This is a genomic window from Novosphingobium soli, from assembly GCF_042432915.1.
GTDB classification, from domain to species: Bacteria; Pseudomonadota; Alphaproteobacteria; order Sphingomonadales; family Sphingomonadaceae; genus Novosphingobium; species Novosphingobium soli.
Map to the genome: position 1 here is coordinate 142,329 of NZ_JBHLWK010000001.1, position 23,165 is coordinate 165,493.

The window sequence follows — 23,165 nt, forward strand, 5'->3', positions numbered from 1 at the left end:
CGCCCGTGCCCCTCCACCATGCTTCGCATGGTTCCCCTCCCCCGAGGGGGAGGATGGGGCGTGACCGGACGGTCTGAATGTGTCCAAGCGCCCTAGGCGCGGGCGGGCGCGACGATGCCGCTGCAGGGGCCGAAGCCGATCGGCTGGAACCCCTCGGCCTCGAACCGGCCCGACAGCGTCAGCTCGTCGCCGTCCTCCAGGAACGTGCGCGTCTCGCCGCCGGGCAGGTCGAGCGGCAGGCGGCCGTTGCGGGTGATCTCCATCAGGCTTCCCTCGGTGCCGGGCCGCGGGCCGGAGAGCGTGCCGGTGCCCAGCAGGTCGCCGGTCAGCATGGCGCAGCCGTTCGAGGCATGGTGCGTGACCATCTGCGCCACGGTCCAGTACATCGCCTGGGCGTCGCCCTGGCTGAGCCGCAGCGGCGCCGTGCCTTGCGCGCGCATCGCGGCACTGGCGAGATGCACCTCCAGCGTCAGCGCGAAGGACCCGCCGGCCTGGTCGGCCTCGTCCCACAAGTAGGGCAGCGGCCGGGGATCGCCCTCGGGGCGCGGCGGCTGGGCGCGGCGGAACGGCGCCAGCGCCTCCATCGTCACCAGCCAGGGCGAGACCGTGGTCAGGAAGTTCTTGGCGAGGAACGGCCCGAGTGGCTGGTATTCCCAGGCCTGGACGTCGCGCGCGGACCAGTCGTTGAGCAAGGTCAGCCCGGCGACGTGGTCCAGCGCCTCGCGGATCGGGATGGGACTGCCGAGCGCGTTGCCGGTGCCGATCCACACGCCGAGCTCGAGCTCGTAGTCGAGCCGCCCGACCGGGCCGAAGCTGGGGCTCGCCGCGTCGGGCGCCTTGGTCTGCCCCACCGGGCGCACCACCTCGGTCCCGCTCGGCCGGACGGTGGAGGCGCGCCCGTGATAGCCGATGGGCACGTGCTTGTAGTTGGGCAGCAGCGGATTGTCGGGGCGGAACAGGCTGCCCACCGTGGTCGCGTGATGGATGCCGACGTAGAAGTCGGTGTAGTCCCCCGGGTGCGCGGGCAGGTGCAGGCGCGCCTCGGCCATCTGCACCAGCAGCGGCTCCAGCGCCGCGCGCGCGGGCGAATCGCTGGCGAGCAGGCGCGAGACGGCGCGGCGCAGCGCCCGCCGCGGCCCGGCGCCGAGCGCCAGCATGGCGTTGAGCGCGGGCGCGTCCGCCGCCTGCGCCGCGGCCAGAGCCTCACCCTCCAGCAGCCCGAGCGCGGGCAGGGCGGCCAGGTCGAGGATCGCGTCGCCGATGGCGATCCCGCCGCGCGGGGCGCCGCCGCCTACCGAGAACACACCCAGCGGCAGGTTCTGGATCGGGAACGCGGCATGTCCGTTCGCGCTTTCGACCCAGGACCGGAGCGCGGGATCATGGGTCTCGTCGATCTCGCCCGCCTTCGTGGTCTCGCTGCCGGGGGTCGGTGCCATCGCCATCGTCTGTCTTCCTCTTCAAGCCGCTGCCGGCGGGACGGGGGTGCCCTACAACGATCCGCAGGAGCGGTCACCACCCCGCTTCAGCCCGCTTGCCCGCCGCAGCGCCTTGGGTCACACCATCGGGGTATGGAGGACAGCAAAACCCGGCGGCGCGCGGCCGCGAAAGCCCCGGCGGAGAGCCCTCTCAAGCCCGTGGGCAAGCCCACCATCGCGCGGATCCTCGCCGCGGCGCGCAAGGCGTTCTACGCCAAGGGCTTCTTCCCCGCCTCGGTCGAGGAGATCGCCGAGGATGCGGGCGTCAGCCGCGCCACGGTCTATCTCTACTACCGCAGCAAGGACGAGATGCTGCTCGACCTCATGCGCCAGGATCTGGAGTACCAGCTGGAGATCTACGCCGAGCTGGCCGGGCTCCGGCGCGTCACCCTCGCGCAGGTGCGCAAGTGGCTGGTGCGCCTGCGCGGCGAGCAGGAGGTGCGCCGCAGCTCGCTCAACCTGTTCTGGGCCGGGGCGACGCTCGTGACCGACAGCATGGACCCGGTCTATCGCCACCGCGACGCCATCATCGCCACGCTCGGCCGGCGGTTCGCCGGGTTCGATCTCGACGCCCTCCCGCGCGCGCTGCGCGAGGCGCAGCGCATCCGCTGCTACATGATGCTGTTCATGGTGGAGGGGGCGACGGTGCAGATCGTCGAGAGCGGGCCGGGCCCGAGCGTCAAGGCGGCGCTCGACCAGCTCGCGCGCTCGCTGCTCCACTTCATGGACCGCGGCGAGATCGCGACCCCGCCGCCCTCCTGAGCGATCAGAAGATCGGCCAGGCCTTGTAGATACTGAACACGCTGGTGGAGATCAGCACGATCGCGACGGCGACGAGCAGGACGCGCGGCTTCATGCGCTTGGCGAAGTAGGCGCCGAAGGGCGCGGCGACGACGCCGCCCAGGATCAGCCCGACGGTGGCGGTGGTGAAGGCGGCGAGGCCCAGCGTGGCGATGAAGGCGATCGAGATCGACGTCGTCAGCAGGAACTCCGCGGTGTTCACGGTGCCGATCGTCTTCGCCGGCTCGCCGCCCTGGACGAGCAGGTTGGAGGTGACCACCGGGCCCCAGCCGCCGCCGCCCGCCGCATCGAGGAACCCGCCGGCGACCGCCAGCGGCGCGGTGTAGCGCGGGTCCTCGAAGCGCGGCTTGCGCATCCGGATCGACTTGACCAGCAGGTAGACGCCGATGCCGGTGAGATAGAGCATCACGAAGGGCCGGGCGACCGACGCGTCGATGTTCGACAGCAGGTAGGCCCCGCTCACCCCACCCGCCACGCCGGCGGGGACAAGCCGCAGGAACAGCCCCCAGTCGACGTTGCGGTGGAAGATATGGCTGAGCCCCGAGGTCCCGGTGGTGAACAGCTCGACCAGGTGGACGCTGGCCGAGGCGGCCGCCGGGGCGACGCCGACGACGCTGACGAGCAGGGTCTGGGTAATGACCCCGAAGGCCATGCCGAGCGCTCCGTCCACCATCTGCGCGGCGAAGCCGATGGCCATGAAGGGCGCGATGTCGACCAGCATGGACGGCAGCGAATCAAGCATAGGGGTCCTCCCGGGGCAGGGTTGGAGCATGTCTCGGGGCGCCTGGGTACCAGGATCCCCTGGCCCGCCACGCCGCGGATGGGCGTGGAGGCTCGGTCGAGGAGGCCTTCACCCGCGGGAGCGGGCGAAATCCGGTGGTCCGGTACGGGCCGTCGTCGCCTGGAAGCGGAAGGGAAAGACCGCCGTCCCGCCAGGATCAGTGCCCGCCAGAATCAGTGGTTGAAGCGGCGGCGTTCGTTGACGTCGACCTGCATCAGCTTGCCATCGTGGATCGTCAGCTGGATGACACCGAAGCGCAGCCGCTGCAGCGCTTCCAGAACGTGTTGCACACCCTCGTTGAGGAGGGGGTGTTCGGCGGCAGTCACATCCGAAGGCTTGACAGTTCGCATGCGCGTCTCCTCTCGCAGCGCGGCGGCGCATCGTGCCGCGCGGTCTTCGAGGTTGGTATTCTCAATCTGGTAAGTTGACAATAGGCTTGCGCTGATAGGATCGCTTTCCATCGCCCAAGCGCAGCATCAGGTGTCCGGCGCCAGCGGCTCCAGCTCGTCGACCGGCTCCAGCCCCACGGCGGCGGGCACCGGGTCGATCTTGTCGGACAGGCGGATGCCGTCAAGAAGGCTGGCGGTGGCATCGCGGACCTGGAGCATCAGCGCGCGCATGCGGCAGTCCTTCTCCTCCAGGCAGTTCTTGCAGGTCTCGTGCGCGAAGCGGCTGGCGCAGGGGACCAGCGCCAGCGATCCGCGCATCACCCGGATGAGGTCGCCGTAGGTGATGTCGATCGGCGAGATCGCCAGCCAGTAGCCCCCGTCCTTCCCCCGCTGCGAATCGACGATCCCCAGCCGCGAAAGCTCGGAGAGGATCACGGTGAGGAACTTCGCCGGGATATTCTGCGTCTCGGCGATATCGGTGAGCGGGATTGGTCCCTGACCGTACTTGTCGGCCAGATGCTGCATCGCGCGGATCGCATAACGTGTCTTCTGCGAAAGCATGAGTGCCGGTCCCGCAAGGCTGGTCAAAGCCCAGTTGCGCTTCTTGACGCCCGTGCGTCAACCCGTTGCTCCCGTGCGTTTACCCGTCGCGTGCGACAACGGTGGATTATCCACCCAAGCCGCCGCACGCGCGCCGGTTTCAGGCGACCTGGTAGATGCGTTCGACGTTGGCGTCCCGCGCCGGCCGGCCGGGGCGCTCCTTGCCGGCGATCGTGGTGCGGTGCATGACCCGGCCCTCGTCGGTATAGGGCACGACCCTGTGCATCAGCCCCTGGTTGTTCCAGATCACCAGGTCGCCCGGCTGCCACTTGTGGGTATAGACCAGGTCGGGCTGCGCCGCCCACTGCTGCAGCCGCGCCAGCAGCGCGCGCCCGTGCGGCCCGGGCATGCCGACGATGCCGTCCGCGTGGGTGCCGAGCAGGAGCGACTTGCGGCCGTCCTCGTGCGTCCACACGAGCGGCTGCTCCATCACCGCGGCCATCGCCTTGTAGCGCGCGCGGCGCTCCTCGCTCGGGTGGCCGTGGACCGGGCGGACGGCGGCTTCCACGCAGTGGATCACGGTCAGCCCTTCGTATTCGCGCTTCTCGTCCTCGGGCAGCAGGTCCCAGGCGGCATAGAGGTTGGCGAACTCGGTGGCGCCGCCACTCGCCGAAAGCGTGCGCGCGGAGAGCACCGTCGCCTTGGGCAGCGGCTGGTCGATGGTGATCCCGTCGATGTGCCAGAAGAACGTGCCCAGCACGTAGTCCGGCTCGGCGTTGAGCTTGCGGTCGAGCGTGATCTTGTAGACGTCGGGCGTCTCGGCGTCGGAGCCCGGGACCTGGCGGGTGAAGTTGACGCGGTCCCCGAGCCGGTCGGTGAAGGCGAGCTGGAGCTGGTCCGACACGTCGATCTGCGGGAACACCAGCACGCCGCGGGTCTCCAGTTCCCGCTGCACGGTCTCGATCGTCTCGTCGTCCAGCAGGTGGTCGGGCGAGACGCGGACGATGCCGCCGATGTGCGGCTTGACGGGTTCGACGGTGATGGACACGGGCTTCTCCTCTCCAGGTCCCCGTTTTCGGGGTGCTGTACAGGTGTACAATGTGCGCCGGGGCAGGGCCGTTGTCCACCGTGAACTGCGCCGCACGGGTTCGGTCCGCTCAGCCGCCGTCCTCCGGCTCGAAGTACCAGCCGTGCGTCTCCACCATCAGCGCCGCCACCGGCTCGCCGCGGGCGTTGCGCGAAGGGCGGAAGCGGAAGCGCTCGGTGATGAGCCGGCAGGTGGTGGCGTCCAGCGCCGGGCGCCCGCTGGAGACGAGGATGCGGCAGTCGCTCACCCGCCCATCCACGCCGATGCGATAGCGCAGCTTCAGCTCGCCGCCCGCCTTGGCCTCGCGCAAGTCGGGCGGGAGGTCCGAGAAGCGCAGGCGCCCGCGGATCTGCCGGGGGCGGGTGACGGCGTCGTCGTAACCCTCGCCATCGCCATCGCCGTTGCCGCCGCCCCCGTCGCCGTCGCCGACCCCGCCCGCTCCCCGCCCGGGGCCGGCGCGATCCGAGGCGCCGCTCTGCGTGGCCGAGCCGGTGCCGGCGTAGGGGGCGGTGATGACCGGCGGCGGCACGATCAGCGGCGGCAGGCGGGGCGGCGGTGCGACGACCTGCGTCGCCTTGTTGCGCAAGTTGGGCGGCGAGGGGCGGCCCTTGGCGGCGGTGGAATCGGCCTTGGCCGGGGTCTCGCGCGGGCGCGGCGCCGCCGGCTGGGGCAGCGGCAGCACCGCGGTCAGCGCCTCCCGGCGCGCCTGCGGCGTCATCCGCGCGGCAAGGCCCGCCACCAGCGCCGCCATCCCGCCGCCGACGATCAGCAGCGAGGCGAGCGCCGAAAGCGCGCGCTGGCGGGGGGAGGTGTACATCGTTCGCGTCTCCTTGCCGGGTCAACCCGGAAGGCGCGCGCTTGGTTTCAGCCGAACAGCCGCCTGAGCCAGGCCCGGCAGCGCGCGAGGAACGAGGGTCTCACCGAGGCGGCCGGCGCCTGTCCCTCCACCTGTCCCTCCGCCTGTCCCTCCGCCTGTCCCTGGGCCTCGATGCGGTCCCGCAGGTCCTCGGCGAAGGCGCGTGCGAAGCGCGGCAGCACCGGTCCGCCCATGGCCTCCCACATCGGCGCCATCGGCCCGGAGCCGCGGACCTGGACGGCGAGCGTCAGCGCGGTCCGCGCGTCGTCGAGCGGCACCGCGCGGTAGGAGCCCCCGCCTTCGACCGGGTCGCCCTGGAGCCGGAAGGTGAAATCGACCTCCGCCGGTCCCGCCCAGCGCTCCACCCGCACGGCGACGCGCACCGTGCGCACCAGCCCGCCGACGCCGACCTTCAGCGTCCAGAGCGAGTTGTCCGCGTCGGCGATGGCGCAGGACTGGTAGCCGGGCATGATCTCGGCCCAGCGCTCCACGTCGCGGGCATAGTCCCAGGTGGCCGCGAGCGGCGCGGCGACGGTGACGCTCTGAGACGTCTCGATCACAGGCCCATGCGCTCCGCCTCTCGCGCAAGGAGGTCGCTCGGGCGGCCCGCCGCGTGCCGGGCGGCCAGCCAGCCGTAGGTCATCCCGCGCGCGTTGGAGATGCCCGACTGCATGACCGCGCCGGTCTCCATCCGCGCCTGCGAGTTCCCGGCGACGTAGAGGCCGGGGATCGGCCGGTCGTTCCAGTCGAGCGCCTGCCCGTCCATGTCGGTGAGGATGCCCGAGGAGGTGATCGCGGTCCCGCCCATGCGGTCGAGCCGCACCGCATGGAACGGCGCCTGCTCCAGCGGGCCGAGCACGGGCGAGGGCTGGTGGAAGGGATCGCCGCACATCCACGTGCTCCAGGGATGGCTGCCGCGTCCGAAGTCGGGATCGTGGCCGGCGCGCGCGTTTGCGTTGAAGCGCTCCACCGTCTCCTCCAGCCCGGCCGGATCGACGCCGATCTTGCGCGCCAGCTCGGGCAGGGTGTCCGCCTGCTCGCCCAGTCCCTCGGGCCAGTCGGAACCGGGCATGACCGAGCCGAACGGGTACTTGGCGCGGGCCTGGCTGTCGATCACCGCCCAGCAGGGGAAGTTCGGGTGCGTCTGGTTGGCGCCGTCGATGTGGTCGATGGTATAGTAGAAGCTGCGGTAGAACGCTTCGTTGCCGAAGCGGCGGCCGGCGCGGTTGACCACGATGGTGTGCGGCTGGCCGATCACGGGAAGCGCGCTGTTCCACAAGGGGCGGCCGTCCTCCCCCTCCATGCCCGGTATAGTGAAGCCGAGCGAGGTGATGTCGGGCACGCGCGCGATGCGGGCGCCGAGCGGGCCGGTGAGGCGGAAGTTGGCGCCGTCTACGGTGGCGAACACCATCGAGCCCAGGTCCAGCTGCTGGCTGAGCGTGCGGTTGAGGTCGGGGTTGCGCTCGTAGCTGGAGACGGCGACCAGCACGCCGCGGCGCGCCTTCACGAAGATGTCGCGCCCCTCGTGCACCGCGCGCACCCCGACGACGCGCTCGCCATCGGCAATGAGTTCCTCGACGCCGGTGTCGGTCATCAGCGTGACCCCGCGGTCCAGCGCACCCTTGACGAAGTAGGCGGCCAGGCCCGGGCCCAGGCAGCGCTCGTCGCGGGTCAGCCGCTCCGCCATGCGGCCGAAGTCCCAGCGCGCAATATTGGCGGTGCCCCCGGCCGCAAACATGTCGTGATGCGTCAGGCCATAGGGCATCTGCGGCGAGACCCGCGTCTTCTCCTGCCATGCGCCCAGGCTGGCGGCGGCGAAGGGCACCACTTCCAGCATCCGTCCCTCGGCCACCGAATCGTTGCTGTGGCCGTAGTAGTAGTCCGGGCAGTCGCGGATCACTTCGGTGCGCAGGCCGATGCGGTCCTCGAAGTAGCGCAGCGCCTCGCGCGCGTGGACCACCTTGTTGAGGATCGCCAGGTCGGACCCGTAGCCCATCGAGAGCCGCTGCAGGTAGCGGAACCCGCTCTCGGCGCTGTCCTCGATGCCGAGGTCGGCGGCGTGATGGTTGCCCGCCACCCACACCTCGCCCATCGACAGCGCGGTGACACCGCCGACCTGCGGGGCCTTCTCCAGGACCACCGCATCCAGCCCCTCCTCGCGCGCGGTGATGGCGGCGGAGAGCCCGGCGATGCCCGAGCCCACGGCGACGAAATCGGTCTCGATGTCCCAGCTTTCGGGCACGTTCACGAGCATATGACGATCCTCTTCCCGCACAGACGCTCCGTCCGCGGGCCGGGCCCGCAGCCGGGCAGCGGCACCGGTCTTTCGCGGAGTCGCGCTGCACTCATCGCTGTAATTAGGCACCTCATGCGTTTCAAGTGAGAAGGCGCCGCGGGCGGCATGGCATCGCACCGGCACCGTCTGCACGACTTTTAAGCACCTTCGATGTTTCAAAACTCGGTCGACCGTATCGGCAGCCGCGCATCTCCATCCGGCGAAATCGCTTGGAAACGGATGCGGCGAGGTGAGTGAGCACCTACGGAACCTTGGCGGGGGCAGGCCGTTATGGGTGTCAACAGCCAATATCGGAGACGGTAGCATGACCCTTCTTCTTATCCTGCTTGTCGGTGGCATCATCGGCTGGCTCGCTTCCATCCTGATGCGCACCGACGCGCAGCAGGGCATCTTCCTCAACATCGTCGTCGGCATCGTCGGCGCGGTGATCGCCGGCTTCATCGTGACGCCGCTCATCGGCGGTGCGCCGATCACCAGCGGTTCGTTCGACATCCTGTCGCTCTTCGCCTCGTTCCTGGGCGCCGTGGTGCTGCTGGCGATCGTCAACCTCTTCCGTCGCGGTTCGGTTCGCTAAGAGCCGCGCGGCCGGGGCCCGGGGAGGCTTGTCCTCCAGGGGCCCCGCGGGGAGGCGGGCGCGTCCTCCCATTTCGAAAACACGCCAGTTCCACAAACAGGGAAAAGGATTTCTCGCCATGAAAGCCATCACCATGCCGCGTCTCGCCATGCTTGCGGTCGCCTCCGCATCGCTCGGCCTGGCCGCCTGCAACGACCCCGCCGACGATGCGACCGAGCAGGCCGCCGACGCTGTCGAGCAGCGCTCCGACGCCGCATCCGATGCGCTCGAGGATCGCGCCGACGAAGCGACCGGCGTTGCTTCGGAAGCGCTCGAGAACCAGGCGGATGCCGTCGAGAAGGCCGGAGAGGCCAAGGCTGACGCGCTGGAAGATCAGGCCGACAAGGCAGAAGACCAGAACTGAAGGCCGTGACGCGCGCGCCGGGCGAACCGGCGGCGCCATGACGGTTGGTTGACCGGGCCTGTTTCCCCCTTGCAGGGTACCGGCGATCACGGGAGAGGATGGCGGCCAGTCCGCCATCCTTTTTCGTTTTGCGGCCAGTCCACGCGGCGAAATCACATTGCCGTCATTGAATGCTTGAATTGTCGCGGCGTACGACAGACATAGGCCGCCGTGTCTACCAGCCCGGCGCGTCGGCGCTGCGGGCGCAGCAAGCCTTCGTATAACTGAAACAGGAACCATGCCATGACCATTGCCCTGATGCCGCTGCCCTACGCCCACGACGCGCTCGAGCCGCACATCTCGCAGAAGACCCTTGAGGTCCATCACGGCGCTCACCACAAGACCTATGTCGACAAGCTCAACGCCGCGATCGCCGGCACCGAGAACGAGGGCAAGCCGGTCGAGGAGATCATCAAGGTCGCCTCGGGCCCGCTGTTCAACAACTCGGCGCAGACCTGGAACCACGGTTTCTACTGGCACTCGCTGAGCCCCGAGAAGACCGCGCCGAGCGAGAGCCTGGCGACCGCGATCACCAACGACTTCGGCTCGATGGATGCGCTGCTCGAAGCGCTGAGCAACGAGGCCGTCAACCACTTCTCCAACGGCTGGGCCTGGCTCGTCGTCGACGGCGGCACGCTCAAGGTCATCTCGACCCACGACGCCGACAGCGCGCTGGTGAAGGGCGTGAACCCGCTGCTGACCGTCGACGTGTGGGAGCACGCCTACTACATCGACCAGCAGAACAAGCGCCCGGCCTACGTCAAGGCGGTGCTGGAGAACATCATCAACTGGAAGTTCGCCTCGGACAACTTCGACCGCGGCACTCCCTGGATCTACCCGAGCTGAGCCTTTCCGGCCCACACGGATCACAAAGCCCCCGCTTTCGGCAAGGAAGGCGGGGGTTTTCTTTGCCGGGAACGCACGCCGTCTGCCCCGTAGCGGCTTGACCGCGCCGCGGCGACGCTGCGACAAGCCGCGCGCTCCGCCATATCCGGCGGCAGGGGGACATATCGTGGATCGCGCGTGGCTCACGCTGGGGTTGGTGGTCGGCGGAACGATCGTCGGGCTGATGGGCACGGACCTGGTCCTGCCTGCCGTGCCGGGCCTGCCGGAGGCGCTGGGCGGCGATCCCTCTCGCGCCCAGCTCGTGCTGGCGGCCTACGTGGGCGGATCGTGCCTGGGCCTGCTCGGCTTCGGCGCGCTGGGCGACCGGGTGGCGACCCGGCGGCTGTTCGTCGGCTCCCTGCTCGCCGCGGCGCTCGCCTCGCTCGCCTGCGCGCTGGCGACCAGCATCGAGGCGCTCATCGCGCTGCGCGCCGTGCAGGGCTTGGCGGCGGCCGCGCCCGCCGTGTTCGCGCCCGGCATCATCAAGGCGATGTTCGACGATGCGCAGGCGGTGCGGGCGATCGGCGTCCTCGCCAGCATCGAATCGCTCGCCCCCGCGCTGGCCCCGATCGCGGGCGCCGCCTTGCTGGCGGCCGGAGGCTGGACGCTGAACTTCGAGGTCATGGCGGGGGTGGCGCTGGTCGTCGCCGCGCTGCTGGGCTGGACCGGCGGGCCGCCGCAGGTCAGCCGCCGCGGCCGGGGCAGCTTCGTCGCGCTGCTGCGCGATCCGGTGTTCCTGCGCTACGCGATCAGCCAGGCGCTGGTGCTGGCCGGATTGCTGGTCTTCGTGTTCGGCATGCCGACCGTCTTCGTGCGCGTCCACGGCGCCGGGCTGACCGCCTTCGTCGTCATGCAGGTGTGCGGCATCGCCACCTTCATCGTCGCGGCGAATGTCTCCTCGACGCTCGTGGCGCGCTTCGGGGCGGAGCGGGTGATCGCGGCGGGGACCTGGATGGCCGCGGCGGGCGCGCTGGCGCAGCTGCTCTACGCGCTCGCCGGAGGAACCGCGACCGTGGTCATCACGGCGCTGTTCGTGCCGGTCAACTCGGGCCTGGGCCTGCGGGGGCCGCCGGGGTTCTTCCGGGCGGTGCTCGCCAGCCGCGGGGACGATGCGCGCGGCAGCGCCCTGGTGATCCTCTTCGTGCTCGCAGCCGCGGCGCTGGGCACCACCGCGGTCGCGCCCTGGATCGAACGGGGCACGGTGCCGGTGGCGGCCATGGCGCTGGCCTTCCACCTGGTCGCGCTCGGGTGTCTCCTGCTGCTGCCGGGGCTGGAGGAGGAAAAGAAGGAGAAGGACCGGCGCGCGGTCAGCCGGCCTTCCGCGCCTTGACCGGGACCGGGATGTCCTGGTCGCCGTCCAGCATCCGCGCGAGATCGGCGCGGGCGCGCGCCACGCGGCTCTTCATCGTCCCGATCGGGCACCCGGCGATCTCGGCCGCCTCCTCGTAGCTGAAGCCGGAGGCGCCCACCAGCAGCACGGCCTCGCGCCGCTCGGGCGCGAGCTTCTGCAGCGCCGCCTCCATGTCGTCGAGGTGGAGCGGGCCCTCCTGGTCCGCTTCCATCACCAGCATGCGCTCGGCCGCGCCTTCGTCGAGGTCGGTCTGGCGCTTGGAGCGGCGCAGCTCGGAGAGGTAGTGGTTGCGCAGGATCGCGAAGGTCCAGGCGCGCATGTTGGTGCCCGCCTGGTATCGCTCGCGCGCGGTCCAGGCCTTGATCGCGGCTTCCTGGACGAGATCGTCGGCGAAGTCGGAGCGCCCGGACAGGCCGCGCGCGAAGGCACGCAGGTGGGGCAGCACGGCCAGCAGTTCCTGACGGAATCCCTCGTCGCTGGCGGACGGCTTGATCCGCTCAGGCATCGTCGTTGTCGTCCAGCTTCTTCAGGAGATCCTTGAAGCTGTCCGGCAGGGGTTCTTCCACTACGGAGTTGTAGAGCTTCCTCAACCCCCCCGCCCAACCGGGTTCTCCGTCCTTCCGGACTTCCGGCGGCAGGCCGGGCATCCGACCGGTTTCACCACGTCCACTGGGCTGACTCAACACGAACTCCCTTTCACCGTGCACGCTTGCTGCGAGACCGGAAGGCCGGTCAACCCCGGCGCGCTGCCGTCTTCCGGCGCTGGAGCGGGGAAGGGCGCTTCACGGGTTCCGTCCTGTCAGCAAGCCGAGCGGACGTCGTTTGCTCATGGAACAAATGATCTTGTCCATGGTTCCCTCAGCAGAAAGTGTTGCCATAGCAGCTCGCTTTGTGGTCAGTTTTGACCACACACAAGCGGGCTGGAGTACAGGACATTGCGGGGTGATTGACCAGGCTCTGCTCGACAGGGTGCAGAAGCAGGCGTGGTTCCACAAGTACCCACGGGGCTGGCCTTTCCTGCTGTTCGTCATCGCCAGCATCACCACCGCGGTCTCGGTCATGGCGATCGAGCGGGCCGACCAGCAGACGCGCCTGGTCGAGCTGGACCGCAACCTCACCGAGATCTCGTCCGCCCTGCAGCGCCGCGTGACCGAGAACATCGCCCTGCTGCGCGCGGGAAGCGCGCTGTTCGCCACGCAGCAGGACGTCACGCCCGAGCAGTTCGGCGAATTCGCCAAGGACCTGCAGGGCGACGGCACGCTCTACGGCTCGATGGGGATGGGCTGGGCGCCGCTCATGCCGGTCAGCCGGCTGGCCGACTTCGAAGTGGCGGTGCAGCAATCCGGGCGCCTCGACTTCAGCGTCACGCCGCGGCCGGAGCTCTGGCAGGAATACGCGGCCCCCATCGTCTATCTCCAGCCGCTATCGCTGCCCAACCAGCGGGCGATCGGCTACGACATGTATTCGGACCCGACCCGCCGGCAGGCTATCGACCGGGCGATCGCGCGGCGCGGTCCTTCGGCGACCGGGCTCGTCCACCTCGTCCAGGACCGCGACAACCCGGCCGCCGTAGGTTTCCTGATCTACATGCCCGTGTTCGTGGAGGCCGGGGGGCGGCGCTCGGTCAAGGGCCTGGTGTTCAGCCCGTTCCGCGCGCAGACTTTCCTGTCCTCGGCCAGCGAACTCTACCGCAACGACAGCATCGACGTGGCGATCTACGACAACCATGTCGCGCCCGACATGCTGCTGGCGGAGCAGCGCGCGGAGGGCATGTCGGGCCCGGTGCTCGAGCGTCGCATCGACGTGGGCGGGCAGGTCTGGGTGGTCCAGGTCAGCGACCGCAAGGCCGGCGTGCTCACCACGCTCTCGCGCATCACGCTGTTCTTCGGCGCGCTCGCCTCGCTGATGGTGATGGCGATCGGCCGCCTCATCACCAAGCGCGCGGCGGAGGACCGGCGGGCGCTGGAATGGTTCACCAGCCAGGCCTCGATCCGCAACTCGCTGACGCGCGAGCTGAACCACCGCGTCAAGAACACGCTCGCCAACGTGCTGTCGATCGCGGCGCTGACCCGGCGTCGGTCCACCAGCATCGACGACTTCACGGAGAGCCTCACCGCCCGGATCCGCGCACTCTCGGCCACGCACGACCTGCTCTCGCAATCGGACTGGGGCAATGCCGCGCTGGGCGACATCGTCCGCTCGGAGCTGGCGCCCTACATGGAGGGGCAGGAAAGCCACGTCACCATGTCCGGGCCGACGATCAAGCTGGCTCCCAACGATGCCATGTCGCTGGGCCTGGCGATCCACGAGCTGGCGACGAACGCGGCCAAGTACGGCGCGCTCAGCACCATCGAGGGACGCATCCACGTCCACTGGGTGCTGCTGTCCCCGGAGCTGGCGGAGATCCACTGGCGGGAGGAGGGCGGCCCCCCGGTCGTCCAGCCCGACAAGCGTGGCTTCGGCCGCGACCTCATCGAGAAGATCGTCGCGCATGAGCTCAAGTCGGAAGTCGACCTGAGGTTCAACCCGGGCGGCGTCGAATGCCGCCTCAAGGTCCCGGTCCGCGCCTCGCGCGAATTCGTGCTGCGGACCGAGAAGCGCTGAGCCTGGAGGGGCCTTCGACAGGCTCAGGCTCAGGCTGAGCGGGGTCGGCGGCACACGGCATCATCCAGACCCCTCCGTCACCGACGGCGTCGGTGCCACCTCCGCATCGCTTCGCGACAGGAGGATCGGAGGGCGGCGTCTGCCGATCCTCCCCGTTCCGCAGGAATGGGGAGGGAGACCGCTAGCGAAGCGGGTGGTGGAGGGGGCATGCGAACCTGCCGGCCCGCACGCCCGCAACGCCGCGGGTCAGCCCAGGGGGCGGCTCGAGCCGAAGAACAGCGCCTGGCTGATCGCGGCGCGGACCGTGGCTTCCTGGAAGGGCTTGGTCACGAGGTAGGTCGGCTCGGGTCGCTCGCCGGTCAGGAGGCGTTCGGGGTAGGCGGTGATGAAGATCACCGGCACGTTGCCGAACTTCAGCAGGTCTTCCACTGCATCGATGCCGGAGCTGCCGTCGGCCAGCTGGATGTCGGCCAGCACCAGGCCCGCGGGGTTGCTCTCGAAGATCTCGAGCGCCTGGGCGTGGGTGGCGGCGGTGCCGACCACGGTGTGCCCAAGGTCGGTCACCAGGCCTTCGAGCTGCATCGAGATCAGCGGCTCGTCCTCGATGATGAGGACGCGAGTCGCGCTTTCGCCCTCGATCTCGGCGATCGCCTGCGCGACGAGGCCGTCCACCTCCTCCACGCTGAGGCCGAGGATCTGCGCGGTCTCCTCGCGCGAGAATTCCTCGACCGTGGTCAGCAGCAGCGCCTGGCGGTGGGTGGGTGCGATGGTGGCGAGGCGCTCCTGCGCCGCCTGCTCGTGCAGGCCGCCGCCGGCGCCGCCCAGGTCCGGCTCCTCGACATGGCTGGTCGTCCAGATGCGGGTGAACGCCTCGTAGAGCGCGGCGCGGCTGCGGGCGATGGCATCGCGCAGCGAGCGGTCCGCCAGCGCCGCTTCGAGCGTCGCGCGGACATAAGTGTCTCCCGAATGCTGCGAACCCGTGAGGGCGCGCGCATAGCGGCGCAGGTAGGGCAGCTGGATCGCGATCTGGTCAGAGACGGACATTCAAGTTCCTCAGGCCTATTGGGGAAGTACATTCCCGATTGCACGTCGAATGGGCGCCGTTGCGCCTGCAGGCCAGTGACAATTGTCTGACTCCATGCAGCGCCCAGGGCAACCCGAAAATTTTTTGCGGCGAAACGCCTTGCGGGGAACCAACGGAGGGGCGCTACGTTCCCACAGTATCACCACTGGCTCCCCCACCCCCCCCGCAAACCAGTGGTGATCCGATCCCGGAGGCCCCCGTCGACCGAAAGGTAGGCGGGGGCCTCAATGGATCGGGGCTGAATGTTCGGAGCGCATCGCGGTTCCGAAGCGTCGAAGCAGTGTGGGCAGAGGTGTGGCGCGCTGCCGCCTCAACCGCCGCTTCAGGGGATCTCCACAGACAAAAGTGGCTGGCCGGGAACCAATTGCCGGCGGTCGCCGTTTGCAACCCGACTGGTTCTATATGGAGGGTAAGCAATGTCGGCCATGGTCGCGGAACGCGCCGAAGCTGGGGAACAGCCCGAAACCAAGACTGCCACGGCGCTCAGCGACCGCGATTTCCGGAGGGCGCTTTCCGAAGTCGCTCCCCATCTGCGCGCCTTCGCCCGCGGCCTGTCGGGCTGCCGCGACCGCGCGGACGACCTGGCTCAGGAGGCCATGCTGCGCGCCTGGGCGGCGCGTGAGCGCTACGCCGCCGGCACCAACTTCAAGGCCTGGACCTTCACGATCCTGCGCAACCACTTCTATTCCGAGGCGCGCCGCGCCCGCTTCCATGGCGAGTACGACGAGATCGCGGCCGAGCGCATCCTGCGCGCCGAAGCCAGCCAGGAAAGCGCCATCGAGCTGGCCGACGTGCTGCGCGCGCTGACCGCCATTCCCGAGACCTACCGCGAGGCGCTCGTGCTCGTCGCGGCCGGCAACCTCTCCTACGAAGAGATCGCCGACATCTGCGGGATCGCCCTGGGCACCGTGAAGAGCCGCATCTGCCGCGCCCGCGCGATGCTCTCCAAGATCATCGAGTCCGGCCAGCTGCCCGACTTCCGCCACAACTTCGTCCTGGGTGGAGAAGCGATCGACGCGTTCTTCGCCGAGCTGGTCAAGATCGCCAATGTGGACGACGACCAGAGCATCGCCGCCTGAAACGAGCGGGCGTGTCTTGGGCGTGAGCCTCACGAGCGCGGGCAAGATACTCATCGTCGAGGATGAGTTCCTGGTGGCCCTGCAGCTGGAAGACATCCTGGCCGATGGCGGGCACGCCGTCATCGGTACCGTCCCGGACCTCGCCTCGCTCGAACGGCTGGGCGAAGTCCCCGACGTGGCGCTGGTCGACCTCAACTTGCGCGACGGCCTGACCGGCCCCGCCATCGCCCGCGACATCGCCGGGCGCTACGGGTCGCGGGTGATCTACGTCACCGCCAACCCGGGCCAGATCGACAAGCCCGCGCCCACCGCGGTGGGCGTGGTCCAGAAGCCCTTTACGCGCCAGGCCATCCTGTCCGCCATCTCCTACGCTCTCTCCGGCTGTCCCGACAGCGGCCGGCCGGCGGAGCTGGAGCCGCTGCGGCAGGCGCAGTCCGGATAACGATTAGGAGAGGGGCCGCAAGAGCCCGGGCCCGCAACACCATAACAGCGGACCCGAACAGCAGCGCCGGGCGGATCGAACCACCTTGCGAGACCTGCGAACACTGAGGCGCCGCCCGCGGAACCCGCGGGCGGCGCCTTACCCTTTTGCGGGCTGTCGGCCCTCCTGCGAATGCGCGTCGCGGACACGAGAAGGGCGCGGGAGCACCCGGCTCCCACGCCCCGATCGGTTGAGTCGCAGCGCCGTCAGACGGCGCCGGTCGCGTGTTCTCCGGCTTCGTGGGAATCGATCGGCTGGCCCGTGACCAGCTTGAAGGCGCCCTTCAGGCCCAGCTCCGAGGTCCAGACCTCGCCGTCGTCGATGTCGAAGCGCAGCATCACGACCGAGGGGTCGTCCTTGCCGCCCGGGAACCAGGCCTCCACGGCGTTGTTCCAGTGCTCCTCGCGGACGCTGCGGTCGGTTTCCTCCACGAGGTTGCCGGAGATGCAGGCGAAGACGTCGTGGCCCTTGGTCATGACCTGGCCCATCGCCCGGCCACCCGAGCCGATGCGGTTGTCGCGCCTGCAGAAGAACCAGATGGCGTGGGTGGCGCTCTTGTCGAGCTGCGCGGTCATCGGCTCCGCGTGGCCGGAGGCGCCCTCCAGCCGCATCATGATGAACGGGCTGGCCTGGAACGCCTTCCAGAACGTTTCGCGAATATCCTTGTCCAAGGTGATCTCTCCTCGCTTTCGTGTCTCGCTTCCAACGCCTCGGAGGCGGAGGGCGTTCCCCCTTGCTGCCCCCCTGGGTTCTCGTTGCATCCCCCTGGGCGGCCCTCGGGCATCCTCCCGTCATGCGCGGGAGGATGCCCCAGCGGCGCCGCTATTCGCGCGCGTCGCCCGGGAGCTCCTTCTCCGCGTTGGCGAGTTCCTTGGGCTTGCGCTTCTCGAAGATGTCGGCGAGCCGCTCCTCGGCCTCGTCGGAGAGAGTCTCCGCGGCCTCGGGGAACATCTCCTCCTCTTCCTCGTCGATATGGTGGAGATAGCGATGGCGCATCTCCTTGAACTTCTCGATCCAGTCGGACGAGGCCATGTCGATCTCGATCAGCTCGCCGAGGAAGTCGTCGATCTCCTTGTGCTCGGACACCGAGTGCCGCGCCTCGTCGCGCAGCTCGGGGCAGGCGAGCATGGTGGCGTAGAGCGATTCCTCCTCGGCGGCGGCGTGCGCCTGCAGTTCCTTGCGCAGTTCCTCGAAGAGGGTCGCGCGGTCCCCGTCGCCGGCCTGGGTCTCGCCCAGCGCCTTCAGCATGTCGCGATGGCGGTTGTGATCGGCCTTGAGGTCCTCGAATATCCGTGCGTCTGCCATGGTGAACTCCTGTGATCTGATTTCGCTTTGATCCCAGGAACGGTCCGCCACCCCTCAGGGTTTCCGAAGGTGCGCGACAACTGCACCGGCGGTGGCGCGTTGACCGCGACAAGGACCGATTGGAAACCGCGCCCGATGCTGATGAAGAGCTCGAACTCGCCCATCCTGCAGTTTGCCGACGAAACGGTGCCCGGGATCACCCGCAGGCAGGTGCGCGGCAAGTGGGCCTATTTCGCGCCCTCCGGCGAACGCATCACCGACCGGGACGAGATCGACCGGCTCAACCGCATCGCCATGCCGCCGGCCTATCGCGACTGCTGGTTCTCGCCCGACCCGAGCGTCCACCTGCTGGCGACGGGCTACGACGCGCGCGGGCGCAAGCAGTACCGCTACCACCCCGACTGGCGGCAATCGCGCGAGGAGATGAAGTTCGAGCAGTGCCCGCGGTTCGGCGAGGCGCTGCCCGCCCTGCGCGAGCGGGTCGCCTCCGACCTGGCCGGCCGCAAGCTGGGGCGGGAGCGGGCGATCGCCTCGGTGGTGGCGCTGCTCGACACCGGAGCCATCCGCGTGGGCAACGAGTGCTACGCCAAGGAGAACAAGAGCTTCGGCGCCACCACCCTGCGCGGCCGCCACGCCAAGATCGAGCGCGGCACGCTGCGCCTGCGCTTCAAGGGCAAGTCGGGCAAGCTGCAGGAGATCGCCTGCGACGATCCGCTGCTGGTGCGCTGCGTGCGCAAGATGCAGGACCTGCCCGGCCAGCACCTGTTCCAGTACCTCGACGAGGAGGGGGATCCGGTGCCGGTGCATAGCCACGACGTCAACGCCTACCTCGCGGAGACCATGGGCGAGGGGTTCACCGCCAAGAACTTCCGCACCTGGCACGCGAGCACGCTGGCCTTCTCGCTGCTGTTCGAGCAGACCGGGATCTCGCTGCGGGCGCTGCTGGACGAGGTCTCGGGCCGGCTGGGCAATTCGCCCGCGATCGCGCGCAAGTCCTACGTCCACCCGGCGGTGATCGCCGCCGCCAAGGGTGAGGCGGACGCGCGGCCGATGCCCCCCAGCCTGCCGCGCCGCACCCGCTGGCTCTCTCGCGAGGAGCGCGGGCTGCTGGAGTATCTGGGCTGAGGAGCGGCCTCAAACCGCCGGAGCGCTCCGGTAGGGGCCCAGCGTGGCGATCAGCACCAGCACGAGGAGCAGCCCCGCGCCCGAGCAGGCGAGCGCCAGCGCGGCGCTGCCGGTGGCATCGGTCGCCCAGCCGAACAGCGGCGGTCCGATGGCGGCGCCGAGGCTGAACAGCCCCAGGATCGCGCCATAGGTGGCGCCGTAGTTCTCCAGCGCGGCGTAGCGGCTGGTGAAGTAGGCGAGCATGTCCACTTCCGCCCCTGCGGCGAGGCCGAGCAGGAGTGCGGCAGGCACCGCGGGTCCGTCGAGCCACAGGATGAGGCAGGCGATCACCGGGGAGGTCAGGAACAGGCAGGCGACGCGCGGAGCGTGGAAGCGGTCGAACAGCCAGCCGACCACCAGCCGCGCCACCACGACGGCGATGCCGACGGTAGCCGCGACTTGCGCGGCCTGTGCGGCAGGGACGCCGCGGTCGACCAGCATCGGCACCAGGTGGATGATGAGCGCGGCCACGATCACGCCGAGCAGGAAGCCGATCACCGCGATCCGCACCATGACCCCGCTCGCTTCGATCCGACCGCGCGCCTGCGCCGCACGCACCGGGGCGACGCCTCGGCCCGCCAGCAGGCTGACCGGGATGCCGACGAGCGCGATGGTGGCGGCGATGGCGAGGAGTCCGGTCCGCCAGCCGTGCTGCGCGATCACCGGACCCAGCAGCGCGGGCGCCAGCATGGCCGCCGTCCCGGTGCCCATCAGCATCAGCCCCAGCGCCAGTCCGCGCCCCTTGTCGAAGCGCAGCGACACGACCCGCGCCCAGATCGCCGGCGTGGTTCCGCAGCCGGCCAGCGAGACGAGCAGCCACAGCGCGTACCAGGCCCAGAGGGAGGGCCCTACGCGCGAGAGCGCGAGCAGGGCGAGGGGAGTCGCGAGATAGCTCGCAATGGCGATGCGGCGACTGCCGAAGCGGTCGGCCAGCCAGCCGACGACCGGCGCCGACAGGAAGATGCCGAGCTGCTGGAACGTCGCGGCGCCCGAGACCTGGGCCCGGCTCCACCCGAACTCGGCCTGGAGCGGGGTGACGAACAGGCCGAGCGAGTAGAAGCCCACCCCCATCATCCCCACCCCGATGGCGAGGGCGGCGGCCAGGACGGTCGGCCAGCCCGAAGCGAGCTCTTGCCCGGGCGTGGCGGCGGGTTCGGCGAAGGAGGTGCGCATCGGGCCATGGTGCCACGCCGCCGCGGCGGGGGACACGGGCAAGCTGCGCGAAAGATCGCAGGGCGGACACGGGGCGGGTGCGGCACGCGCCTGCGGAAACGGTTGGCCTGCGGAAACGGTTGGCCTGCGGAAACGGTTGGATCGCCGGCGGACCCGTTCTAAGGCGCGGCGATGACCCAGTCCCCGATCCTCGTCGTCACCACCGGCGGCACCATCGACAAGCAGTACTTCGATGCCCTCAGCGAGTACCAGATCGCTGAGAGCATCATCCAGGAGCTGCTGCGGACCGCCCGCGTCACCCATCCGTTCCGCGTGCTCGAGCTGATGCGCAAGGACAGCCTGGAGCTGGACGACGGCGACCGGGCGCTGATCGCCGCCACCATCGCCCACGCACCGGAGACGCGCGTGGTCGTCACCCACGGAACCGACACGATGACCGACACGGCCCAGGCGCTCGCCGGGCTGGAGGGCAAGACCGTGGTGCTCTGCGGCGCGCTGGCCCCCGCGCGCTTCGCGGAGAGCGACGCGGCGTTCAACCTGGGCATGGCCTTCGCCTGCTGCCAGGCCGCGCCGGAGGGCGTGTGGATCACCATGAACGGCACGGTGTTCGACGGCTTGCAGGTCCGCAAGGATCGCGCGGCCGGAAAGTTCGTCCCGCGTTAACCACCGCAGGGCGCCTTTCTCAGACGCTCTACGGGGGGCTCCCTAGCCCCGGCTTCGCCGATCGCTAACCAGGCGGGTGTACCGGTATCGGCAACAGGAGTCCGCCTGCGCTGGCAGCGGCGTCTGGATATCGCGGGCCGCGCGCCGCCTAACGGCCTCTCGCCGCCCTGCCAGGCAGGACAGGTGACGCCCGCATGCCCTTCGTGCCCGACATCCGTTCCGCGCTGGTCCATGCCCCGGTCGCCGCGATGATCGTGGACCGGGACGGCGTCGTCACCTGGGCCAACCAGGCCTGCGCCACGCTGCTGGCCGAGCCCGACCCGGACGCGCTGCGCCTCAGCCTGTTCTACGTCCGCTTCGGGGAGGACGACGCCGAGACGCTGCGCAAGGTGTTCGACCACTTCTTCGCCTCGCCGGTCGACATGCGCGAACCCTGGACCCGCCAGTTCGTGGCGAACGGCGCCGACGGCTCGCGCCCGGTGGTCGCCGCCACGCTCACGCCGGTGGCGGACGAGGACGGCAGCCGCGCCGTGGTCTACCTGCGGAACCTGACTCGCGAAGCCACGGCCGAGCGGCGCTTCACCCAGATGTTCGAAAGCATGCCGCTGGGGGCGGTGGTGGTGGATGGGCACGGCTGCATCGCCCAGGCCAACGCGGTCCTCGCCAGCCAGTTCGGCTGGAGCATCGAGGCGATGATCGGGCAGCCGCTCAGCATGCTCCTGCCCGAGCGCTACCACGAGGCCCACGCGCAGGAACTCGCCGCCTTCGTGGCCCGCCCCTACGCGCGCATCCTCGGCCTCGACCGCGACCTCACCGCGCTCCACTGCAGCGGCCGCGAGTTCCCGGTCGAGATCGCCCTGACCCGGCTGGAGACCATCGGCCAGCCGCTGTTCATGGCCATCGTCAGCGACGTGTCGCACCGCCGCCGGGCGGAGCGGGCGCTCCAGCAGACGAATGCGCAGCTGGAAGAGTTCACCTACGTGGCCAGCCACGACTTGCGCTCCCCACTGCGCGGGATCGGCGACCTCGTCAGCTGGATCCGCGAGGATCTGGGCGAGGCGCTCGGCGCGCAGGCGATCCCGCCCGAGGTGGCGCACAACTTCGATCGCATCACCCAGCGCATCGAGCGCTGCGAGCAGATGATCGACGACCTGCTGCACTATGCCCGCGCCGGGGTGCGCGACCCCGATCTCCACCAGCTCGACCCCCGCGAACTGGTGGAGGAGGCGCTGGCGATGACCGCCATTCCCGAAGGGTTCGTGGTGGAGCTCGACGTCCACGGCGCTCCGCTGACTGCGCCGCGCGCACCGCTGGCCACCTCGCTGCGCAACCTGATCGCCAACGCGGTCAAGCACCATGGCGGCCCGCGGGGGAGCATACGGATCTCCGCCCGGGACGAGGGGCGCTTCTGCGTCTTCACGGTGGAGGACGATGGGCAGGGCATCCCCACCGGCTCGGAGGATCGCATCTTCAAGCTGTTCCACCGCGCCTCGCCGGGCACCGATGGCGACGGCGTGGGACTGGCGCTGACCCGGCGCATGATCAACGCGCACGGCGGCATGGTCACGGTCCAGGCCAAGGGGCCGCTCGGCGGCGCGCGCTTCGAGGTCCACTGGCCCCGTATCCTGCTGCTGGAGGGCGAGGATGACTGAGCTGGCCCGGTCCCGCTCCCGCTCCCGCGAGCCGCGCGCGCCGGGCGCGGCCGGCACCACCGTGCTGCTCGTCGACGACGACGACGTCGCCACCGAGGGGGTGATGCGCAGCTTCCGCAAGCGCAGCGTCCCGTGCCGCACGGTCACTGCAGGCGACGGGGCGGAGGCGCTGCAGATCCTGCGCGGCGAGCACGCCGACAAGCACATCGACACGCCGGTGATCGTCCTGCTCGACCTCAACATGCCCGGCATGGACGGCTTCCGGTTCCTCGACGTGCTGCGCGCCGATCCGCGGCTGCGGCGCACGGTCGTGTTCGTCCTCTCCACCTCGGCCCGCGAGCAGGACCGCTGCCGCGCCTACGACGGCCATGTCGCGGGCTACATGGTGAAGTCGGCGGTCGGGCCCCAGTTCGCGCGCCTGGCCGACTTCATCGGCAAGTACGCCTGCACACAGGAGCTGCCCTGAACCTGGCGATCCGGCCC

At 69.9% G+C, this 23,165-nt stretch carries 26 protein-coding genes; 12 read left to right on the forward strand and 14 right to left on the reverse strand.

The window, feature by feature from the left end; genetic code table 11:
• Positions 1-92: 92 nt before the first annotated feature.
• Positions 93-1,442, reverse strand: a complete 1,350-nt coding sequence (gene fahA, locus ACFFJC_RS00555) for a fumarylacetoacetase (protein ID WP_379485624.1) — start codon at positions 1,440-1,442, stop codon at positions 93-95.
• Positions 1,443-1,568: 126 nt separating this feature from the next.
• Between fahA and ACFFJC_RS00560 the strand changes: the two genes are divergently transcribed.
• Positions 1,569-2,237, forward strand: a complete 669-nt coding sequence (locus ACFFJC_RS00560; RefSeq protein ID WP_379485625.1) for a TetR/AcrR family transcriptional regulator — start codon at positions 1,569-1,571, stop codon at positions 2,235-2,237.
• 4 nt (positions 2,238-2,241) lie between these two features.
• Here ACFFJC_RS00560 and ACFFJC_RS00565 read toward each other — a convergent pair whose 3' ends face one another.
• From ACFFJC_RS00565 to ACFFJC_RS00595, 7 genes are all read right to left on the reverse strand, one after another.
• Positions 2,242-3,018 carry a sulfite exporter TauE/SafE family protein gene (locus tag ACFFJC_RS00565; protein ID WP_379485626.1) on the reverse strand — a complete coding sequence of 259 codons (777 nt, stop codon included), beginning with the start codon at positions 3,016-3,018 and terminating at the stop codon, positions 2,242-2,244.
• 212 nt (positions 3,019-3,230) lie between these two features.
• The gene (locus ACFFJC_RS00570) at positions 3,231-3,518 is read right to left on the reverse strand and encodes a YezD family protein (protein ID WP_379485627.1); all 288 of its coding nucleotides are present in this window, start codon (positions 3,516-3,518) and stop codon (positions 3,231-3,233) included.
• 15 nt (positions 3,519-3,533) lie between these two features.
• Positions 3,534-4,007 (reverse strand): RrF2 family transcriptional regulator, encoded by a 474-nt coding sequence (locus tag ACFFJC_RS00575; RefSeq protein ID WP_379485628.1) that lies wholly within the window; start codon positions 4,005-4,007, stop codon positions 3,534-3,536.
• A 139-nt stretch (positions 4,008-4,146) separates the two neighbouring features.
• Entirely contained in the window at positions 4,147-5,034 is an 888-nt protein-coding gene (locus ACFFJC_RS00580) for a TauD/TfdA dioxygenase family protein (protein ID WP_379485629.1), read from the reverse strand.
• Between the two features lie 109 nt (positions 5,035-5,143).
• Positions 5,144-5,890 (reverse strand): energy transducer TonB, encoded by a 747-nt coding sequence (locus ACFFJC_RS00585; RefSeq protein WP_379485630.1) that lies wholly within the window; start codon positions 5,888-5,890, stop codon positions 5,144-5,146.
• A gap of 47 nt (positions 5,891-5,937) precedes the next feature.
• Positions 5,938-6,489 carry an SRPBCC family protein gene (locus ACFFJC_RS00590; protein ID WP_379485631.1) on the reverse strand — a complete coding sequence of 184 codons (552 nt, stop codon included), beginning with the start codon at positions 6,487-6,489 and terminating at the stop codon, positions 5,938-5,940.
• Complete coding sequence (locus tag ACFFJC_RS00595) at positions 6,486-8,183, reverse strand: FAD-dependent oxidoreductase (protein WP_379485632.1); 1,698 nt, start codon at positions 8,181-8,183, stop codon at positions 6,486-6,488. Before ACFFJC_RS00595 ends, ACFFJC_RS00590 begins: the two co-directional genes overlap by 4 nt.
• A gap of 346 nt (positions 8,184-8,529) precedes the next feature.
• On the opposite strand from ACFFJC_RS00595, the gene ACFFJC_RS00600 reads away from it, so the two are divergent.
• From ACFFJC_RS00600 to ACFFJC_RS00615, 4 genes are all read left to right on the forward strand, one after another.
• Entirely contained in the window at positions 8,530-8,799 is a 270-nt protein-coding gene (locus tag ACFFJC_RS00600) for a GlsB/YeaQ/YmgE family stress response membrane protein (protein ID WP_379485633.1), read from the forward strand.
• 118 nt (positions 8,800-8,917) lie between these two features.
• Positions 8,918-9,202 carry a hypothetical protein gene (locus ACFFJC_RS00605; protein WP_379485634.1) on the forward strand — a complete coding sequence of 95 codons (285 nt, stop codon included), beginning with the start codon at positions 8,918-8,920 and terminating at the stop codon, positions 9,200-9,202.
• A gap of 282 nt (positions 9,203-9,484) precedes the next feature.
• Positions 9,485-10,087 (forward strand): superoxide dismutase, encoded by a 603-nt coding sequence (locus ACFFJC_RS00610; RefSeq protein ID WP_379485635.1) that lies wholly within the window; start codon positions 9,485-9,487, stop codon positions 10,085-10,087.
• A gap of 166 nt (positions 10,088-10,253) precedes the next feature.
• Complete coding sequence (locus ACFFJC_RS00615) at positions 10,254-11,456, forward strand: MFS transporter (protein WP_379485636.1); 1,203 nt, start codon at positions 10,254-10,256, stop codon at positions 11,454-11,456.
• Here ACFFJC_RS00615 and ACFFJC_RS00620 read toward each other — a convergent pair.
• Both ACFFJC_RS00620 and ACFFJC_RS00625 read right to left on the reverse strand, forming a co-directional pair.
• A complete protein-coding gene (locus ACFFJC_RS00620; RefSeq protein WP_379485637.1) occupies positions 11,434-11,982 on the reverse strand; it encodes a sigma-70 family RNA polymerase sigma factor in 549 nt (182 codons plus the stop codon). The two genes, ACFFJC_RS00615 and ACFFJC_RS00620, sit on opposite strands and share 23 nt — an antisense overlap.
• Positions 11,975-12,124: a NepR family anti-sigma factor gene (locus ACFFJC_RS00625; protein ID WP_379485638.1), complete on the reverse strand. Its 150-nt coding sequence runs from the start codon at positions 12,122-12,124 to the stop codon at positions 11,975-11,977. Before ACFFJC_RS00625 ends, ACFFJC_RS00620 begins: the two co-directional genes overlap by 8 nt.
• Positions 12,125-12,419: 295 nt before the next feature.
• Here ACFFJC_RS00625 and ACFFJC_RS00630 point away from each other — a divergent pair, with 295 nt between their 5' ends.
• The gene (locus tag ACFFJC_RS00630) at positions 12,420-14,081 is read left to right on the forward strand and encodes a CHASE domain-containing protein (protein ID WP_379485639.1); all 1,662 of its coding nucleotides are present in this window, start codon (positions 12,420-12,422) and stop codon (positions 14,079-14,081) included.
• A gap of 246 nt (positions 14,082-14,327) precedes the next feature.
• Here ACFFJC_RS00630 and ACFFJC_RS00635 read toward each other — a convergent pair whose 3' ends face one another.
• Complete coding sequence (locus ACFFJC_RS00635; RefSeq protein WP_379485640.1) at positions 14,328-15,125, reverse strand: response regulator; 798 nt, start codon at positions 15,123-15,125, stop codon at positions 14,328-14,330.
• Positions 15,126-15,581: 456 nt separating this feature from the next.
• On the opposite strand from ACFFJC_RS00635, the gene ACFFJC_RS00640 reads away from it, so the two are divergent.
• Both ACFFJC_RS00640 and ACFFJC_RS00645 read left to right on the forward strand, forming a co-directional pair.
• Positions 15,582-16,244, forward strand: coding sequence for a sigma-70 family RNA polymerase sigma factor (locus tag ACFFJC_RS00640; RefSeq protein WP_379485641.1), 663 nt, complete (start codon positions 15,582-15,584; stop codon positions 16,242-16,244).
• Positions 16,213-16,686 carry a response regulator gene (locus ACFFJC_RS00645; protein WP_379485642.1) on the forward strand — a complete coding sequence of 158 codons (474 nt, stop codon included), beginning with the start codon at positions 16,213-16,215 and terminating at the stop codon, positions 16,684-16,686. The genes ACFFJC_RS00640 and ACFFJC_RS00645 overlap by 32 nt, the downstream gene beginning before the upstream one ends.
• Before the next feature lie 245 nt (positions 16,687-16,931).
• Here ACFFJC_RS00645 and ACFFJC_RS00650 read toward each other — a convergent pair whose 3' ends face one another.
• Together ACFFJC_RS00650 and ACFFJC_RS00655 are read right to left on the reverse strand one after the other, a co-directional pair.
• A complete protein-coding gene (locus ACFFJC_RS00650; RefSeq protein WP_379485643.1) occupies positions 16,932-17,396 on the reverse strand; it encodes a pyridoxamine 5'-phosphate oxidase family protein in 465 nt (154 codons plus the stop codon).
• A 151-nt stretch (positions 17,397-17,547) separates the two neighbouring features.
• Positions 17,548-18,030: a hemerythrin domain-containing protein gene (locus ACFFJC_RS00655; RefSeq protein WP_379485644.1), complete on the reverse strand. Its 483-nt coding sequence runs from the start codon at positions 18,028-18,030 to the stop codon at positions 17,548-17,550.
• 135 nt (positions 18,031-18,165) lie between these two features.
• On the opposite strand from ACFFJC_RS00655, the gene ACFFJC_RS00660 reads away from it, so the two are divergent.
• A complete protein-coding gene (locus ACFFJC_RS00660) occupies positions 18,166-19,155 on the forward strand; it encodes a DNA topoisomerase IB (RefSeq protein ID WP_379485645.1) in 990 nt (329 codons plus the stop codon).
• Positions 19,156-19,164: 9 nt separating this feature from the next.
• Here ACFFJC_RS00660 and ACFFJC_RS00665 read toward each other — a convergent pair whose 3' ends face one another.
• Positions 19,165-20,367 carry an MFS transporter gene (locus ACFFJC_RS00665; RefSeq protein WP_379485646.1) on the reverse strand — a complete coding sequence of 401 codons (1,203 nt, stop codon included), beginning with the start codon at positions 20,365-20,367 and terminating at the stop codon, positions 19,165-19,167.
• Between the two features lie 171 nt (positions 20,368-20,538).
• Here ACFFJC_RS00665 and ACFFJC_RS00670 point away from each other — a divergent pair, with 171 nt between their 5' ends.
• The 3 genes from ACFFJC_RS00670 (at position 20,539) to ACFFJC_RS00680 (ending at position 23,148) form a co-directional block, all read left to right on the forward strand.
• Positions 20,539-21,030 carry an asparaginase domain-containing protein gene (locus ACFFJC_RS00670; RefSeq protein ID WP_379485647.1) on the forward strand — a complete coding sequence of 164 codons (492 nt, stop codon included), beginning with the start codon at positions 20,539-20,541 and terminating at the stop codon, positions 21,028-21,030.
• 194 nt (positions 21,031-21,224) lie between these two features.
• The gene (locus ACFFJC_RS00675; RefSeq protein WP_379485648.1) at positions 21,225-22,682 is read left to right on the forward strand and encodes a sensor histidine kinase; all 1,458 of its coding nucleotides are present in this window, start codon (positions 21,225-21,227) and stop codon (positions 22,680-22,682) included.
• Positions 22,675-23,148 carry a response regulator gene (locus tag ACFFJC_RS00680; protein WP_379485649.1) on the forward strand — a complete coding sequence of 158 codons (474 nt, stop codon included), beginning with the start codon at positions 22,675-22,677 and terminating at the stop codon, positions 23,146-23,148. Before ACFFJC_RS00675 ends, ACFFJC_RS00680 begins: the two co-directional genes overlap by 8 nt.
• The last annotated feature ends 17 nt before the right edge of the window (positions 23,149-23,165 follow it).